General features: G+C 69.0%; 10 protein-coding genes. 3 read left to right on the top strand and 7 right to left on the bottom strand.

Annotation, left to right across the window (positions count from 1 at the left end):
- Positions 1-2 precede the first annotated feature (2 nt).
- The 3 genes from OG817_RS32280 to OG817_RS32270 all read right to left on the bottom strand — a co-directional run bounded on the left by OG817_RS32280 (position 3) and on the right by OG817_RS32270 (position 7321).
- Entirely contained in the window at positions 3-1337 is a 1335-nt protein-coding gene (locus tag OG817_RS32280) for a M1 family metallopeptidase (RefSeq protein WP_406048451.1), read from the bottom strand.
- Positions 1337-5272, bottom strand: a complete 3936-nt coding sequence (locus tag OG817_RS32275; protein WP_406048450.1) for a Pls/PosA family non-ribosomal peptide synthetase — start codon at positions 5270-5272, stop codon at positions 1337-1339. Before OG817_RS32275 ends, OG817_RS32280 begins: the two co-directional genes overlap by 1 nt.
- A 159-nt stretch (positions 5273-5431) precedes the next feature.
- Positions 5432-7321: a DUF222 domain-containing protein gene (locus OG817_RS32270; RefSeq protein WP_406048449.1), complete on the bottom strand. Its 1890-nt coding sequence runs from the start codon at positions 7319-7321 to the stop codon at positions 5432-5434.
- An 85-nt stretch (positions 7322-7406) separates the two neighbouring features.
- Here OG817_RS32270 and OG817_RS32265 point away from each other — a divergent pair, with 85 nt between their 5' ends.
- Together OG817_RS32265 and OG817_RS32260 are read left to right on the top strand one after the other, a co-directional pair.
- Complete coding sequence (locus OG817_RS32265) at positions 7407-7955, top strand: NUDIX hydrolase (protein WP_406048448.1); 549 nt, start codon at positions 7407-7409, stop codon at positions 7953-7955.
- Positions 7956-7964: 9 nt separating this feature from the next.
- Positions 7965-8981 (top strand): serine hydrolase domain-containing protein, encoded by a 1017-nt coding sequence (locus tag OG817_RS32260; protein ID WP_406048447.1) that lies wholly within the window; start codon positions 7965-7967, stop codon positions 8979-8981.
- Between the two features lie 485 nt (positions 8982-9466).
- On the opposite strand, the gene OG817_RS32255 is transcribed toward OG817_RS32260, so the two are convergent.
- A complete protein-coding gene (locus tag OG817_RS32255; RefSeq protein WP_406048445.1) occupies positions 9467-11245 on the bottom strand; it encodes a serine/threonine-protein kinase in 1779 nt (592 codons plus the stop codon).
- Positions 11242-12330, bottom strand: coding sequence for a neutral zinc metallopeptidase (locus tag OG817_RS32250; RefSeq protein WP_406048444.1), 1089 nt, complete (start codon positions 12328-12330; stop codon positions 11242-11244). Before OG817_RS32250 ends, OG817_RS32255 begins: the two co-directional genes overlap by 4 nt.
- 57 nt (positions 12331-12387) lie before the next feature.
- On the opposite strand from OG817_RS32250, the gene OG817_RS32245 reads away from it, so the two are divergent.
- A complete protein-coding gene (locus OG817_RS32245; RefSeq protein ID WP_406048443.1) occupies positions 12388-14073 on the top strand; it encodes a DUF2207 domain-containing protein in 1686 nt (561 codons plus the stop codon).
- Here OG817_RS32245 and OG817_RS32240 read toward each other — a convergent pair.
- Complete coding sequence (locus OG817_RS32240) at positions 14070-15083, bottom strand: neutral zinc metallopeptidase (RefSeq protein WP_406048441.1); 1014 nt, start codon at positions 15081-15083, stop codon at positions 14070-14072. The two genes, OG817_RS32245 and OG817_RS32240, sit on opposite strands and share 4 nt — an antisense overlap.
- Before the next feature lie 1114 nt (positions 15084-16197).
- Entirely contained in the window at positions 16198-17217 is a 1020-nt protein-coding gene (locus tag OG817_RS32235; RefSeq protein WP_406048440.1) for a neutral zinc metallopeptidase, read from the bottom strand.
- Between the last annotated feature and the right edge of the window lie 145 nt (positions 17218-17362).

Here is a 17362-nt window from a genome sequence, read left to right as displayed (position 1 = left end):
GGCTAGCGCCGCCGTGGGAGTTCGTAGCTGTCCAGCCAGGCGGCGAACAGTTCCAGGAGCGCTGGCTCGTTGGGGCTGAACGTCGCGGCCAGGCTGATGAAGTCGTCGGTGGTCACCGAGCCGTGGCGGTACGTCCTGGTCCAGGTCCGGAGCAGGTTGAAGAACGCGTCGTCGCCGAGATGCTTGCGCAGGGCATGCAAGGTCATCGCACCGCGCTTGTAGAGCCGGTCGTCGAACATCATCTCCGGCCCGGGATCCGACAGCATCAGGTCCGCCGACAGGCCCCTCATCCGGGTGTACGCCTTGGACACCTGCTGGTCGGCGGTCAGGCCGCCGGACGCCTCCGACCACAGCCACTCGGCGTAACAGGCGAAGCCCTCGTTGAGCCAGATGTGCTGCCAGGTCGACGGAGTCAGGCTGTTGCCGAACCACTGGTGGGCGAGTTCGTGCGCGACCAGCCGCTCGGACGTCCGCCGGCCGTCCACGTGATTGCTGCCGAAGACCGAGATCCCCTGTGCCTCCAGCGGAATCTCCAGGTCGTCGTCCGTGACCACGACCGTGTAGCCCTCGAACGGGTACGGCCCGAACTGCCGGCAGAACAGCTTCATCATCTCCTGCTGCCGGCCGAAGTCCGTCCTGAACTGCCGCAGGTGCGCGGCCGGCAGCACCGCCCGGATCGGCACCGGTGACGCGGCCAGGTCGAGGACGTCGTACCGGCCGATCTGGACCGTCGCCAGGTACGTCGCCATCGGCGCGGCCTGGTCGAACACCCAGGTGGTGCGGCTCGCCTTCACCCGGCGCGACACGAGCCGGCCGTTCGCGACCACCTGGTACGGCGAGTCGGTGGTCACCGTGATCCGGTAGTGGGCCTTGTCACCCGGGTGGTCGTTGCACGGGAACCAGGTGGCCGCGCCACTCGGCTGGCTGGCCACGATCACGCCCTCGGTGAGTTCTTCCCACCCGAGCTCGCCCCACGGACTGTCCTCCGGCTTGGGGTTGCCGGCGTACTGGACGTCGACGACGAACTCGGCGCCGTCCATGATCGCGGCCTGCGGCGTCACATGCAGCTTGCCGGCGCGGTGGATGTAGCGGGCGGCGCGGCGGCCGTTGACCGACACCTTCGCGACCCGCAGACCGGAGAGGTCGAAGGTCAACCGGGACAGCGCCTGGTTGGCGACCGCGGTGATCGTCGCCTTGCCACTCAGCCGGTTGCTGTTGACCCGGTAGTCCAGGTCCAGCTCGTACGACTCCACGTGGTAGCCGCCGTTGCCGTGGGAGGGCACGTAGGGATCGCCTGCGGTCGACGCTCCGGGCTGCCCTGTCGTGCGGGCAACCATCAGCCCTGCCAGGGGGCGATCGGGTTCCCGGCCCAGCGCGTCCCGGCCGGCACACCTTCACCACGCATCACCAAAGACACCGGACCGATGGTAGCTCCCGCGCCCACCGTGGCGGCCGGCAGGACGATGCCGTGCGGCCCGAGGGTGGCGCCTGGTCCGAAGGTGACTGTGCTCATGGAGAGAACTCGATCATGAAAAAGGTGCGTCTGCAGCACGCAGCCGCGATTCACCGTGGCGCCGTCGCCCAGGGTGACCAGATCCGCCTCCGGCAGCCAGTACGTCTCGCACCAGACGCCCTTGCCGATCTTGGCCCCGAGAGACCGCAGCCAGAGCGCGAGGACCGGCGTACCCGCGGCCGCGTTCGCGAACCAGGGTGCCGCGACCAGTTCGACGAAGCTGTCCACGACCTCGTTGCGCCAGACGAACGAGCTCCACAGCGGGTACTCGACCGCGCGGGTCCGGCCGACGATCAGCCACTTGGCGACCGTCGCCATCCCGCCCGCGACCGCGCCGGCGGCGAGGATCACCGCGCCGGACAGCAGCAACGTCGCCCACGGGCCGATCCACAGATCCATCGCCTGCAGCCCGAACAGCACACCGAGTGCGATCAGCACCGTGCACATCATCGGCACGAACCGGCACAGCTCGACCAGCGCCCGGGCGACCTTCAACCGCGTCGGCGGGTTGAAGGTGCGGCTCTGGTCGCCCTCGACGGCCTGCCGGCGTAGCTTCACCGGCGGCGAACCGAGCCACGACGTACCCGCCTTGGACTTCTTCGGCGCCGCCGACAGGACCGCGACCAGGCCGTTCTTCGGCACCGAGCGGCCCGGCGCGGTCATCCCGGAGTTCCCGAGGAAGGCACGCTTGCCGACCTTCGCGCCGGCCACGTGCAGCCAGCCGCCGCCCAGCTCGTACGACGCGATCATCGTGTCGTCAGCCAGGAACGCACCCTCGCCGACCGTCGTCATCTTCGGCAGCAGCAGCACGGTCGAGGCCTCGACGTCTCGGCCGATCTTGGCGCCGAGCGCGCGCAACCACCACGGCGTCAGGAGGCTCGCGTACAGCGGGAACAGGAGGGTCCGGGCCGAGTCCAGCAGGCGCTCGGTTGCCCACACCTGCCACCCGATCCGGCTGCGTACCGGGTAATGGCCCGGCTTGATGCCGATGCCGAGCAGCCGTACGCCGATCAGTGTCAGGAGGGCCAGCGTGACGAATCCGACCAGCGTCATCAGCGGGATGGCGGACAGGGCCTTGAGCGCCGCCGCTTGCAGTGTTTCGGTTCCTCGGAGGGCGCGACCCAGTACGACGATCGCCGCGGCGGCAGCGGCCACCGGGATCAACGACATCACCGCGGACTGAGCGCCGTACGCGAGAACCCACCACGGCGCGCGGGCGGGACGGTGGTCCGGCCAGGGATGCCGGGCGCGGCCGACGCGGGTGGCGGGCGAGCCGGACCAGCGCTCGTTCGGGGGGACTTTGCGGGAGACGGCCGACCCGGCGGCGATCTCGGCGTTCCGGCCGATCTCGGCCCCGGGGAGGAGCGTGCTGCGGGAGCCGACGACCGCCTCGGCGCCGATGCTGATCGCGCCGACGTGGAGTTGGTCGCCGTCGGTCCAGTAGCCGGCCAGGTCCACCTCGGGCTCGACCGACGCGCCGCGGCCCATCGTGAGCATGCCGGTGACCGGTGGGAGCGTGTGCAGGTCGACACCGCGGCCGATCTTCGCGCCGAGTGCGCGGGCGTAGTACGCGATCCAGGGTGCGCCGGCGAGGTTGGCCGCGCCGGCTGCGTCGGAGAGGTTCTCGGCCGCCCAGAGCCGGACATGGACGCTGCCGCCACGTGGGTAGGTGCCGGGTTTCACGCCGCGCAGGAGCAGGCGGGCGCCGACGACGGCGATGCTCATCCGCCCGGCCGGGGTGATCAGGACCAGCCAGCCGGCCATGATCCACCACCAGGAGACCGTCCGGAGCCAGGGCAGCGGGCCGACCAGCTCGGCGAGTAGGTTGTTCAGCGTGAAGAGGTAGACGAGCCAGCGGACGCCCACGACGGTCTGGAGCACCAGGGTCAGCGCGGTCTGGAGTAGTTGCGTGGACTTCGGCGTTGGCTTGATCTCGCGGACCTCGACTGGGCCGGTGATCAGGACGGTCGACTCGTCGAGCCGATCGGCCAGGGCGCCTAGTCGCGGGTACTCGTAGATGTCGGCGACGGTCACATCGGGGTAGCGCTCGCGCAGCGCCGACACGAGCTGCGCTGCGGCGAGACTGCCGCCGCCGTGCAGGAAGAAGTCGTTGTCCGGGCCGGTGACCTTGGCGCCGAGGACCTTCGTCCAGCGCTCGGCCAGCCAGCCTGCCGTGCCGTCGAGCAGGGCTGCGGGGCCGTCGGAGTCCATGCCGGGCAGCGGCCAGGGGAGGGCGTTGCGGTCGACCTTGCCCGACGTTCTGGTGGGGAGTGTGTCGACGATGGCCAGCAGCGGTACGAGCGCCGCGGGGAGAGCTTCGCGGAGCCGCTCGGTCGCCTTGGCCTGGTCGAACGTGTCCGGGTCCTCGGGTACGACGTACCCGACGAGCAACTGGTTACCGGCGGCACTTGCGCGGACCGCGGCTGCGGCGCCGGTGACCTGGGGTAGGGCTTGGAGTGCGGCGTCGACCTCGCCGAGCTCGATCCGGCGGCCGCCTAGCTTGATCTGCTCGTCGGCGCGACCCTGGAAGAGGAGGCCCTCGGGTTCGTAGCGGACGAGGTCGCCGCTGCGGTATGCGCGGTCCCAGCCGAGGGTCGGCATCGGGGCGAACTTCTCGGCATCCTTGGCCGGGTCCAGGTACCTGGCCAGGCCGACGCCGCCGATGATCAGCTCGCCGATGCCGCCTTCCGATACTTCGTTGCCTTCGGCATCTACGACGGCGAGATCCCAGCCGTCCAGAGGAAGACCGATCCGGACCGGGCCCTCGCCGGTCAGCTGTGCGCCGCAGGCGACAACGGTTGCTTCGGTCGGGCCGTACGTGTTCCAGACCTCCCGGCCGTCGACGGCGAGCCGCTCCGCGAGCTCGGGCGGGCACGCCTCACCGCCGAAGATCAGCAGCCGGACCTGGTCCAGCGCGTCGGCCGGCCAGAGTGCCGCCAGGGTCGGCACGGTCGAGACGATAGTGATGCCTTGGGCAACCAACCATGGGCCGAGGTCCATGCCGCTGCGGACCAGCGATCGCGGCGCCGGGACCAGGCACGCACCGTGACGCCAGGCCAGCCACATCTCCTCACAGGACGCGTCGAACGCGACCGACAGGCCGGCGAGTACGCGATCGTCGGGGCCGATCGGCTCCTTCTGGAGGAACAGCCGTGCCTCCGCATCCACGAACGCGGCCGCCGAACGGTGTGTGACCGCGACACCCTTCGGTACGCCGGTCGAACCCGACGTGAAGATGATCCACGCGTCGTCCTCCGGTCGCGGACCGTCGTGATGCGGTCGCCGGGCGTCCGCCGTACTGGAGGAATCCATCCGGGCGCTGTAGGGGTAGTCGAAGTAGCCGTCTGCGTTCTCGTTGTCCGGGATGGGGCCAGGCTGCGGGCGCAGGACGGTCAGCTCGAGATCGTCGGCGACGGTCGCGGCGACCGCGGCCTCGCCGAAGACCAGCTCTGCGCGTTCGTCCGGGTCGTCTGCGTCGACCGGGACGTACGCCGCGCCCGCCTGCAGGGTGCCGAGGATGGCGACGTACAGGTCGTTGTGACCGGACGAGATTCGTACGCCGACGCGATCGCCCGGGCCGATGCCTGCCGCGGTCAGGCGTCCGGCGAACTTGGTGACCTGGGCCAGCAGTTCGCGATAGCTCAGGCTCACGCTGCCGTCATCAAGCGCCGGCTCATCGGCGTACTTGTCGGCCGTGTCCTGCAGCACCCCCACCAACGTTCGCGCGGGCGCCGCCAGCTCCCCGCGTCGCAACGTCACGGCCGGATAATACGCTGCAAAGTTAACAATCCCCGCATTCCAGCCAACCACCAGACACCCACTCCGCAACCACACATCCCTTCGTGAAACCCCTACGCCCACAAGCCATCCGATGTAACCAAGTACCCGCGGGCTGCTGCAGTTGTGGTGACAGTGTGATCACCCCTCGGCCTCGGGTGTGGCTACTCGGTGGGTGCCTGTGGGGGTCACGTGGAAGGTGAAGCCGTTGGGGGTGGTCCATTCCACCGTGGTTTGGTCGAGGCGGCGTACGTTCCAGTTGCTGTGCGTTTTGATGCGGTGGTGGCGGCGGCCGAGTGGGGCGAGGTTGTCGGTGCTGGTTTGGCCGGGTGGGCCGGCGGGGTTGTAGGGGCGGATGTGGTCGAGGTCGATGGTGTGGGTGGTTTCGCGGGCGCCGTAGGGGAAGAGTTCGATGGGGTGGGTGAGTTTGACGCGTTCGCGGATTCGGGTGGGGATCTCGTAGGCGTCGACGCTGATGCTCTCGTTGAGGTCGATGACGGGCTTGACGGTGTACGGGGCGTGGCCGATGAGTTCGGTGAGCTGGTCGGCGAGCATCGGGCCGAGGTTTTCGACGCGGAGGATGCCGGTGCCTGTGGCGAGGGTGTGGTCGGTGAGGTGGATGTAGACCTGGGTGTGTGCGGGGCGTAGCTGGGTGCGGGCAGGGTTGAGTGCGGCACCGGTTCGTGTGGCTGTGTCGGTGCCTCGTCTCGTGTGGGCGGTCTGTCTGATGTGGGCTAGGCGGGCATCGAGCGCGCGCTGAGCGTCGGCGTCGAGGGGCTCGCCGGGGTCTGTGGTGGTTGGGGTGGGCCAAGTGGGGTCGAGCGGCGGGCGCCGGGGCGGAGTGTCGAGGGGGTCGGGGAGGTTGCCGGAGCTGGGGTGGGGTGCGTCGCGGTCGGCCTCGTCGTCGGTGCCGGGTTCGTCCGGGTCGGGGCCGCTCAGATCAAGCTCGCGCAGGTCGAGCCTGTCGCGAACTGGTTCGTGCCGGCGTGAACCGTCCCGCCCGCGTCCGTGGCCGGCGCTGGGTCCGCCCAGACGAAGGTCACCAGGGCGAGGTTCGGCGGGGCCGGGTTCGGCAGGGGCCGCATTGTTGTGCGGGCCAAGAGGGGTGTCCGGCTTGTTTGTCCTGGGCCTGTTGTTGGCGCCGGGTTCGTCGTCGGGCTGTGGTTCGGTCGGGTTCGCGGTGAGTGGGGCGGGGATGTGTTCACGGGCTTGGAGGAGGAGTTCGGCGGTGTAGTGAGGGTCGGCGATGATGCCGATGGCCTTGGCGCGGCGGCTAGCGAGGGCGGTGGTGTCGCCGAGGATGTGGAGGGCGTCGGCGATGCTCGTGATGGTGGCGTCGAAGCGGATGATGTCGCCAGTGGCGGCGCGTACGTAGAGGATTTTGGTGCCGTGGTCGTCGGCGTCGCCGACGTACACGCCGCGTTCGCGGGCCTTCTCTTCGGCGGCGGCGCGAGCGGCGGCGGGGTCGGCGTGCCACTGGGCGGCCTTGATGATCTTGTCCAGCCGGTAGGGGGTGACGGTGTCGACGATCGGGGCGAGCCGCCGGTCGACCATCGCGGCGGTCTCGAGCGAGAGGTCCTCGCACGCGGTGGAGATCTTGGCGGCGCGCCAGGGAGTGGCGTCGCCGGATTGGACGCGCGCCCAGATGAACGGGAACCGATGCCGCAGCGCGAGGGCCTGCCCGATGTAGCCGGCGGCGGCGCCGGTCGACATCCCCAGGACGGCGCCGAACTCGGCGGGGGCGAACTCGGTGATCTCGGGGCAGCCGTCGCCGCCGAGCACGATGCTGCGTTCGCGGCCTTCCCAGTCATGGAGCCGGGGGCGAGGTGGGCTGGTGGTGGGGTGATGCTGGTCGGCGAAATGCTGGGCGTGTTCGAGGAGGCGGGCTTCGAGACGGTTGATCTCGGCGCGGTGCTGCGCGGCCGACTCCAGCAGGTCGGCCGTCGGCAGCGCGGACAGATCATCGTCGAACATGCGTTCTAGTTTAGACCATACGCAAGCCTCGATCAGATGCTGCAATCCCTTATCCACAAGGGGAAACCTCACACCCAGGGATCACCCGCGAACGGATATACACCGGCGGACGGCAGTCGAACGGGTCGGATACTGTCGCGATGTGACAGGTCAGGATGAATCGACGGTCTGGAAGGTTCTCGGCGAGCGGGTTGTCGACGACACGCGTCGACTGCGGTTGAGTATCGCGTCGGTTGAGCTACCGGACGGGTTGCGGTTCGAGCAGTACGTGTTGCGGATGCCCAAGGCGGCGATCGTGGTCGTTCTCGATGACGCCCGCGAGCACGTCCTGATGATGTGGCGGCACCGCTTCGTCATCGATCGCTGGGTCTGGGAGTTGCCGGGCGGGTACGTCGACCCGGACGAGGATCCAGCCGTCGCGGCCGCCCGTGGGGTCGAGGAAGAGACCGGTTGGCGGCCGCGCAACGTCGTACCGCTGGTGTCGCTGCAACCATCTGTCGGTACGACGGACGCCGAGCATCTGCTGTTCGTGTCGCAGGGTGCCGACCAGATCGGCGAGCCCGAGGACATCAACGAGGCGGAGCGTGTCGAGTGGATCCGGATCGACTCACTCTGCGCACGCATCGCGGCCGGCGAGATCGTCGGCGCAGCCTCCCTGGTCGGTCTGCTGCATGTGATCGCCTTCGTGTAGTAGTGGGGGATGCGGCTTCGGGAGCAACGTCTGCAGGTAGTCCTCGACTCGCTGGTCGACGCGGGCGCAGCTGGAGTGCTGATGCAGTACCGCGACGCCGACGGACTCTGGTGTGGTGCGAGCGGGGTGGCAGAACTCGGCACTCGGGATCCGGTGGACCCGGCGGGATCGTTCCGCATCGGCAGCGTCACCAAGACCTTCACTGCGACCGTCGTACTGCAGCTGATCGGCGAGGGCGTGCTGAGCCTGAACGACAAGGTCGACCGCTGGCTGCCCGGCGTAGTGCCTGCAGGCGACGGGATCACGCTCCGCCAGCTCCTCAACCACACGAGCGGCCTCTACAACTACACCGACGACCTGCCTGACGCCGCGGGCATTGTCCGGGACCGATTCCTGCACTGGGAACCACTGCGCGCAGTCAAGATGGCGACCGGACACGAGCCCCTGTTCGAGCCGGGCGCGAAGCGGTCGTACTCCAACACCAACTACATCCTGCTTGCACTGGTCATCGAGGCTGCCACCAGCAAGTCGTACGCAACAGAGCTCGAGGACCGCATCCTTAGCCCACTCGATCTGCGGCAGACCTTCATCCCCGGTGACGACCCGAAGCTGCCGGAGCCGCACGCCCACGGCTACATGTCAGCCGACGGCGAGCTCGTAGACATGGCAGAGCTCAACGCTTCACAGGCGTGGTCCGCCGGCGGGATCGTCTCCACGGCGACGGACCTCAACCACTTCTACGCAGCCCTGCTGAACGGCGAACTGCTCCGCCCAGCTGAACTCGAAGCCATGCAGACAACCGTGCCAACAGACGCCGCCTTCCACACCGGCGGCCTAGGCATCAGCCGGTTGAGCCTGCCAGGCCTGGTCCTGTGGGGCCACAGCGGCGGAATCTTCGGCTGCCGCACCTGGAGCTATCACTCGGCCGACGCCACCCGGCAGGTCACCCTGTCCATCAACACCACCGACGCGGCGCCGCCCCAGACCTACGATCTGCTTATCAGCCTCTTCGGCTGCCAGAACTAGGCCGGCATGTTGATGGAGTTGTCTCGGTGGGCGTTCACGGCGCGCACTCCGGCGTCGGACCCTGGTAGCCAGGGCGTGAGGAGTCGTCGATGCCCACGTAGCAGGGGATGTCCTGGCTGACTGTGTTGGAACCCCCACGATCAGTGCGAGCCTGTCGTCGGGGCCGAGGTGCCAGATGCGCGGCGGCTGCGTCGGGTCGCGGTGCCGGAGTACCGGCCGGGTCCCGCTATCGCCGGCGACGTACACCTCGAGCAGATGCTCCCGGCCACTGGAGCCCTGCACAAACAGAGGTGTGTACCCGGCCGCAAGTGGCACCGGCGCTTCGGACGGGAACGGCCGCTGCCCCTGCGGGAGTCGCAGTGGCAGCCGGCCGGTCGCCGTCACCCACCACTGCCCGGACCGGTACGTGATGGACCCGTGCCGGCGGCTCACGCGCTGGTCGTCCTCGCCGACGCACACATGCACCTCCGGCCGATCGGATCACGTCACGCCTTCGGAAGCTTGGCCGCGGCGGCCTGGCTGAGCTTGGTGGCCAGCCCACACAGGGAAGCCGGCTTGCCAGGCCCTGACACGACCAGCTGCACCAGTTCGATCGCGTCGTCGTCGTGGGCATCCAGGAACGTCCGGTACACGACCCGCACGGTGCAGGTGCCCGGCCCGTCGTCCTCGCTCTGCACGAACGCGGACCGCCCCGCCATCCTGACCGCCTGCCCGTCCGACGCGTCCAGCGGATGGTCCCGGTCGAACCGCAGGGCCACGGACAGGTCGCTCGTCGTACTGTCCCAGCCGCACTGCCACCCGCCGAACGAGTGCTCCGGATGCGTCGCGTCGACGCCGGGGATCAGCTCCAGCGCCTTGTTGTCGAGCAGCGCACACGCGTCCAGACGTGCCAGCGACATGTCCGGCAGCGGCTGGGTACGACGAGGTATCGGCCCCGCTCCCAGTACGCCGATCGCCTGCTGCGTCACGGCTTCCGCCATCCCGCACACGTCCATCCCGGACCCGCGGTTGTGCCTGGCCCCGACCCGCACGTTCTTGTGATCCGCCAGCACGAGTACCCGATCGCACTCGTCGTCCTCGGCCTTCTCCCGCACCACGGCGAGCAGGTTGCCGGTGTGCTTCTCGACCTCACCAGACGGCATCTCATCCGAGTCCGGCAGTTCGAAATCTGCGCGTACGTCGACCTCCTGGTCACCCTTGCCGGTCACCACCACGTCGCACCGGTCGAAGTTGCCATAGCTCGGCTCTAGCGTGGTCTCGCCGAACGAGCTCAACGACGCCTCGTCGATCAGCGCGCACGGGTCGACCGTCAACGGGTCACCCACCGGGTCACGCGTCGCGCGAACGGCCGACCCCTGAGGCGCCGTCGTGTCGCGCAACGCGTTGACGAGCACCAACGCCAACACCACCGCTACCACGACTGCACCGGCCGCGGTGGGGATCAGCCACCGCCGCTGCTTGGGAGGCGGCGGCAGAGAAGTACCGCCAAGTTGATCGATCACCTGTACGACGCTCGGCCTCGCGGCAGGGTCGACCGCGAGCATCTGCGTGATCAGTGGCGCGAGTGGACCGGCCCGGCGAACTGGTTCGATCTCACCGTGTGCCGCCCTGCGCAGGACCGCAAGGGGATTGGGATCCGTGCCGAACGGCGAATGCCCTTCGAGTGCGGTGTAGAGCACGGCGCCCAGCGAGAAGACGTCCGACGCCGCTGTCGGTTCATTGCCGTTGGCAACTTCCGGCGCGAGGTGGGCCGGCGTACCGACGGTTGAGCTGTCGGTCAGTGTCGCCTCGGCCCACAGCCGGCGGGAGATCCCGAAGTCGGCCAGCTTCGCCGTACCGTCGGTCGTGACCAGGACGTTGCCGGGCTTGAGGTCGCGGTGGATGACTCCGGCCGCGTGCACGGCCTGCAACGCCGACGCGAGCTGCAGGCCGATCCGTGCGACCTGGTCCGGCGGCAGCGTGCCGCGGTCCGCGATGAGCTCGTCCAGACTGCGGGACGGCAGGTACTCCAGCACCAGCCAGTGCTCGTCGCCGTCGCTCACCACGTCGAAGATCGTCACCACGTGCGAATCGTGGATCCGGGCACCGGTCCGCGCCTCGCGGCGCAGCCTCCGGCCGTCCGGGTCGTCCACACCGGGGTGCGCACGCTTCAGAGCGACCACACGGTCCAGCTGCTGGTCGTGCGCACGCCAAACCGATCCCATGCCACCCGTGCCGAGCGGCTCCCCCAGTAAGTAGCGGCCCCCAATCAGCCGATCGGTCACTTCACCAGATCCGCCGAAACCGCGAAGGTGTTGCAGGCCTTGTTCTCACCGATGTTGAAACCGTTCTGGATCCAGAAGCCCTGACTGGTCGCCAGGCCGTGGGTCCGCTCGTCCTCCGGGGTGTCCGACGACTCGCCGAAACTGCTGCTGGACTGCCGCTTGAACTCGGCCAGCCGACCGGTCAGCGGATACGACTCCTCGACCGCCTTGCTGAATACGCCGGCGAAGCAGGACGCCTGCAACTCGTTGCGGCGTGACGACTCGAGCTTCTGGTCCGGGTGGTCCTGCAGGTAGACCGCTCGCGCGTAGAACAGCCCGCTGACACCTTGCACGTGATGACCGTATTCGTGCGCGATGGTCATCAGGTACGCCAGGTCCTCGGTCGGGCCGAACGCCTTGTTCATCTGCGCGACGTCGGTGTACATCACCTGGTTGCCGTAGCAGTAGAACGCCAGCACCCGGCCGGACAGCGGTTCGAACCGGCCGCACGGGGTGGTCACCGGCTTGTCGAACACCACCAGGCCCGGGTCCGGCTTGTCCTGCCCGATCTCCTTGAAGATCGGCCGCCAGGCCTCGTTCAGGCAGCCGAACAGCTTCTCGTAGTACACCTTCTGCGCGGCAAGACTTCCGTCACCGAGGTCGGCGGCCTTACAGCTCTGCTCCGGCAGCGCACCGGTGTCGTAGATGTCGGCGTGGAGCAGGAAGTCCTCGGCGCTGCCCTGCTGTGGGTGGCTGGTAGCGGTCGGCACGATCGACGGGCCGGTGACACCGGGACCGGCGGTGTTGTCGTCGCTGTTGCCGGCGGACATGATCATGCTGATCACGGTCAGCGAGACACCGAGGACCACCACGACGAACACGCCGAACAGGATCAGCCGGAGTGCACCGGACCGGCGGGGCGGTGGGTGGAACCCGTTGAACTGGCCCGGACCGCCGCCGTAGAACGGCTGCTGCTGACCCCACTGGCCCTGGTACGGCGGTTGCTGCTGGAACTGTGGCGCCGCTTGTGGAGGTGGCAGAACGCCGGGCGGCGGACCCACCGGCCGGCCCTGTGGACGACCGCCGTAGCCGTACTGGCTGCTCACGGATCCTGCCCTCCTGCCCCTGCACTGGACGAACCGGCACGAGACTACCCTCGACCCATGTCACTGAAGCGCCGCCTCCTGCCGGCTGCCCTGCTGCTGTCTCTGGCCGCCCCGATCGTTGCCCTGAGCACATTGCCTGCGCAGGCCGCGGACGACCGGATCACGGCGTACTCGGCCGAGGCGACGCTGACGAAGGACGGCAAGCTGCAGGTCAAGGAGACGGTCGACCTGGCCGCCGGTGGCAGCACGTTCAGCCGGACGCTGGCCACGCGGGTCCGCGCGGACGCCGAGCGGGACCGCACGTACGGCCTCAGCGACGTGTCGGCGACGGTGAACGGCCAGCCGGCCCAGGGCTTCCAGAACGACGGCACCGATGACGGCCGCCGGCTCACCGTGAACGTGTCCGGCCAGTCGAAGGTCGTCTACAGCTACACCGTGGACAACGTGGTGGCCGACTCCACCGAGGGCCGCGAGGTGAGCTGGCCGATCCTGCAGGGCTTCGGTATGGCGGTCCCGAAGGCGAGCGTCACCGTCAACGTGCCGTTCGCGACCTGGGTGACCTGCATCGCCGGACGCGTCGGATCGAGCATGCCGTGTACGTCGTCGCAACTGGCCGAGTCAGCCGCCTTGCAGATCGAGCAGAACGGCGTACCGGCCGGTGGACGGCTGACCTTCCTGACCGGACTGAGCGACCAGGCAACGGTGCAGCCGAACGCGGAGTTCAAGACCCGATGGACACTCGGCCACGCGTTCACCGCCGACTCCAGCACCATCGGCCTCGCAGTGATCGTGCTGGGCATCGGACTGCTCGGTGCAGCGGCACTCTGGTTCCTCCGCGGGCGTGACGCCGGCAAGGTCGCCGGAGGCGCCACGGAGCGGCCGGTGCTGGACGGCCCGGACGGTCCGCAGTTCGCCGCGCCGGACGGGATCCGTCCGGGTCAGGTCGGCACGGTGGTGGACGAGACAGCCGACGTCGTCGACATCACCGCGACGCTGCTGGACCTTGCTGTCCGCAACTACCTCACCATCGTCGAGCTGCCGCGGGAGACGCACTTCGGCAAGCTGGACTGGGAGCTGCGCCGTCTCAACCAGGGCGGTCCCGAGCTGCTGCCGTACGAGAAGGCCCTGCTCGACGCGGTGTTCGCCGACGGCGCCACCGCGGTCGTCTCCGCGCTCGGCCCGTCGCTGCGGCCGCGGCTGAACCTCGTACGCGAGCAGCTGTACGCCGATGTCGTCAACCAGGGCTGGTTCAGCAGCCGGCCGGACGCCGTACGGAACCGTTGGACCACTGCGGGTCTGGTGCTGCTGGGTGCGGGCGTCGTACTGACCATAGTGCTCGCCATCGTCACCAAGTTCGGTCTGGTCGGCTTCGCGGTGATGCTGGCCGGACTGGCGCTCGCACTCGTCGGCCAGGTCGCACCGGCCCGCACTGCCCGCGGCGCCGCCGTACTCGGCCGGGTGGCGGGCCTGCAGCTGTACCTGGCCAACGAGACGTCAGCAGACCTGCCGCAGAGCCACCGGCTCGAGTTCGCCTCGCGATGCCTCCCGTACGCCGCTGTCCTCGGGCTGACCGAGAAGTGGGCACTGGAGATCGCAGCGACAGACGACGACGCCGAGGCGGACGCAGGCATCGGCTGGTACTCCGGTCCGGAGAACTGGAACCTGTCCGACATCGGCGAATCGCTCAGCAACTTCGTGATGGCGTTCGGCGGTTCGCTGACCGCCGGACGCCGTCTGTTCTAAGCCACCCGGGCGGGGGCAGCGGTGTACGTGTTGCAGTAGTTGGGCGACTTGCGGTTGTACCCGACGACGAGCCATCGGTAGTTGCTCACCCGGTTGCCGTGGCTGTGCACCCGCGGCCGCGAGTAGTCGTCACCGGTGTGGGCGATCAGGAACTTGAAGTTCACCAGCAGTGGACCGTTCATCGGGATGACCGCCGCGTTCGCCCCGAGGTACGCCCCACCGAGGCAGGTCGCCTGGAGCTCGCGCCGCCGGCTCTCGAGCAGCTTCTGGGCCGGGGTCATCTTCTGGGCCCGGGCCATCGACGCGACCAGGATGCCGGTCAGGTACTGCACGTGGTGGCCGTACTCGTGCGCGAACGTGTTCAGCCGCAGCGCGCGGGAGTAGACGGCGTTGGACTTGAAGTTCTTGTTGTCCACGCCGTACGGGATGTAGATGGTCAGGTTCGACGCGCAGTACGCCGCCCGGACGCTGCGCTGAACGCCACACGGGCTGGCGACCTGGCCGGCGTAGACGACCGCCTTCGGCGGGACGAACCGGATGCCGGCCTTCTTCATCGCCAGCGACCAGGTGCGGTTCAGGCAAGGCAGCAGGCGGTTGTAGTAGGCCCGCGCGGCAGTGAAGTTGACCGGCGCGAACGGCGGCTCGGCGCAGCTCGCGGTGGCGATCGGACCGATCTTGTACAGCTTGTTCGCGGTGACGAGCTGGTCGTCGCGCGACGGGACCTGCTTTGTCGGCGTGGGGCTCGGGGACGGCGACTCTGAAGGGGACTCCGAAGGGGACTCCGACGTTGCCGTCGACGGGGTGTTGATCGCCTGTGGCGTGTCGTCGCCGGCGTTGCGAACCAGGAGGGTGATGCCGGAGCCGACGACTAGTACGGCGAGGACGACCAGGCCGATCAGGAGAGTGCGAGAGCTCCGCTTCGCCCGGTGACCGCGGCCGGAGCCGGGTGGCTGGGGGATCGGGACCGGCGGGTACTGCCAGGTCGGCGGCTGCTGGACGGGCTGACCCATCGGGCCGGTCTGGCCGCCTGGTGTAGCGGCGTGGCGGGCACCTCCGGAGCGGGCGCCTTGCTGGGCGCTCGGTGGTGTTGGGCTCCAGGCTGAGGAGCCCTCCTGCTGCGGCTTGCCGAGCTCGGGCGGGCCCCACAGATAAGACCCCTGCGAGTACGGTCCCCCCTGCTGCGGCGGCTGACCTTGGCCAGGGCCGGACGGTCCGGACTGCGCTGGACGGGACTGTGCCGGACCAGGCTGCGAGGGACCGGACTGGGCAGGACCGAACTGGGCAGGACGGTACTGCGCGGGACCGGACTGCGCGGGACCGGTCTGTCCTGGACCACCCTGTGCCGGACCGGACTGCGTGGGACCGGACTGACGGGGACCGCTTGGCGTGGGACCGCCCTGTCCTGGACCGGGGCGTGCGGGACCGGGCTGGCCTGATGCGGACTGCCCCGGACCCTGCTGACCAGGAGCGGACTGCCTCGGACCACCCTGCACAGGACCACCCTGCACAGGACCGGACTGCCTCGGACCACCCTGCACGGGACCGGACTGCGTAGGACCGGACTGCCTCGGACCACCTTGCGCTGGACCACCCTGCGCGGGACCGGATTGCCGAGGACCGGACTGCGATGGGCGTTGCTGGGCGGGCCTCGACTGGTCCGGTTTGGTTTGCCAGGTGGAGGGCTGGTCGGGGTCTACCGGGCGGCGGTTGGCCCAGCCTTCGCCGAACCACTTGTTCTGCGGGCGTTCGCCGCCGGACGGGTCCTGGAACTCGCGCTTGGCCTCGATGTCCTCTTCGGTCCACCACTGGCCTGGCCGACCGTCCCGGGCCGGCCGCTCCGGCGGACCGGTCGGCTGATCGCCCTCAGCCGGCTCGCGGTCTGCCGGGTCGCGTCCCGGGGGTGGGTTCCAGTTGTCCGACATCGATACTCCTCACGACCTTGCTGGGTGTTGCCGTCAACGTGATGCATCCGGCGCTGTTTCGGGGTGCCGAAGCCGCGCCCGGTCGGTTCCCCCCGGACAACGATGCACATCCCGGACATACTTTGCGTGATCCGGGCTCACCCAGGCTAGTCACCCCGGGCTGTCACCGCGCATCAGACCGGTGTCGGGCGGGCATTCCGGTCTACCGAACCTTCCCGGCCGAGGCGGCGAACGTGTTGCAGGCGTTCGGGTTGCGGCTGTTGAAGCCGCGGGTGGCCCAGTACTGGTGGTTCACTCCGTCGCCGTGGTCGTTGTTGTAGTCCGTCCAGTGCAGGATCAGCCACTTCCACTGGAACAGAGACTCGCCGGTGACCGGGTAGGTACGCCGGTTGGACCCGATGAAGATGTCGCCGAAGCAGGACGCCTGCAGCTCCAGCCGCCGGCTGCCCTCGAGTTCGGCTGCCTGGGTCGGCGCCTCGTAACGGATCCGGCTGTTGGCCGCGAGGATGCCGGTCATGTTCTGCACATGGTGCCCGTACTCGTGGGCGAACTGGTGCAGCATCCACATCCGCGCCCACACCTTCTGATAGGCCTCCGGGTGGCGGTTGTAGTTGCCGATGTCCTCACTGAGGTTCATGTAGATGGTCTCGGTGCTGCCGCAGTAGAACGGCGGACCGGTGTCGCTGTAGCTCCCGCACGGCGTCTGGATGGTGCCACTGAACGACAGCACGTGCGGTGACCGGAACCGGCCACCGGCCTTCGCGACGATCGACGGCCAGGCCTTGTTCAGGCACTTGAGCAGAGCGGAGTAGTTCGCCCGCGCACCGGACGCAGTGGACGGACGCGACCGGCTCTCCTTGCAGCTCACCGACTTCATGCCCCCGGACTTGTACAGCTTGTTGCGCAGCACCAGGTCGGCGTCGGTCGGTCCGGGCTTGGGCTTCGGCGTGCTGGTCGTCCGCGGCGCGGTCGGCCGCGTGGTCGTCGGCTTGGCCGTGGTCCGGGTCGCTGTCGGCCGGCTGGTGGCCGGCGCCGGCGAAGGCTCCTCGGACGGCTCGTACGTCGGGCTGTCGGTCGAGGTCGGAATCGACGGACTGCTGTAGGGAGAGTCGTTGTGCTTCAGGGCGTTCGACACACTTACCAGACCGATCCCACCGAGTACGACGACACCCAGGATCGCGAGCAACACCTTCGCGCCGCTGCCCTTCTTCCGCGGCGGCATCGGCCCACCAGGTGGTGCGCCCCACCCGAACTGCGGTGGCGGCGGAACGCCGTACCCAGCGAACTGTCCGGGCGGAGGAGGAGGTGGCGGATACTGCCCGGGCGGCGGCGGGCTCCACTGGTTGCCAGACACCCGCCCGACGCTA

It is taken from the genome of Kribbella sp. NBC_00889 (assembly GCF_045207705.1).
Lineage (GTDB): Bacteria > Actinomycetota > Actinomycetes > Propionibacteriales > Kribbellaceae > Kribbella.
The sequence above is the reverse complement of the archived record's forward strand: the minus strand, read 5'-3'. Positions and strand labels throughout refer to the sequence as shown.

Excerpts from the sequence above, each read along its gene's own strand:
- OG817_RS32280 (WP_406048451.1), bottom strand. The coding sequence starts at position 1,337 with ATGGTTGCCCGCACGACAGGGCAGCCCGGAGCGTCGACCGCAGGCGAT.
- OG817_RS32235 (WP_406048440.1), bottom strand. The coding sequence starts at position 17,217 with ATGCCGCCGCGGAAGAAGGGCAGCGGCGCGAAGGTGTTGCTCGCGATC.
- OG817_RS32245 (WP_406048443.1), top strand. The coding sequence starts at position 12,388 with ATGTCACTGAAGCGCCGCCTCCTGCCGGCTGCCCTGCTGCTGTCTCTG.
- OG817_RS32240 (WP_406048441.1), bottom strand. The coding sequence starts at position 15,083 with ATGGGTCAGCCCGTCCAGCAGCCGCCGACCTGGCAGTACCCGCCGGTC.
- OG817_RS32260 (WP_406048447.1), top strand. The coding sequence starts at position 7,965 with ATGCGGCTTCGGGAGCAACGTCTGCAGGTAGTCCTCGACTCGCTGGTC.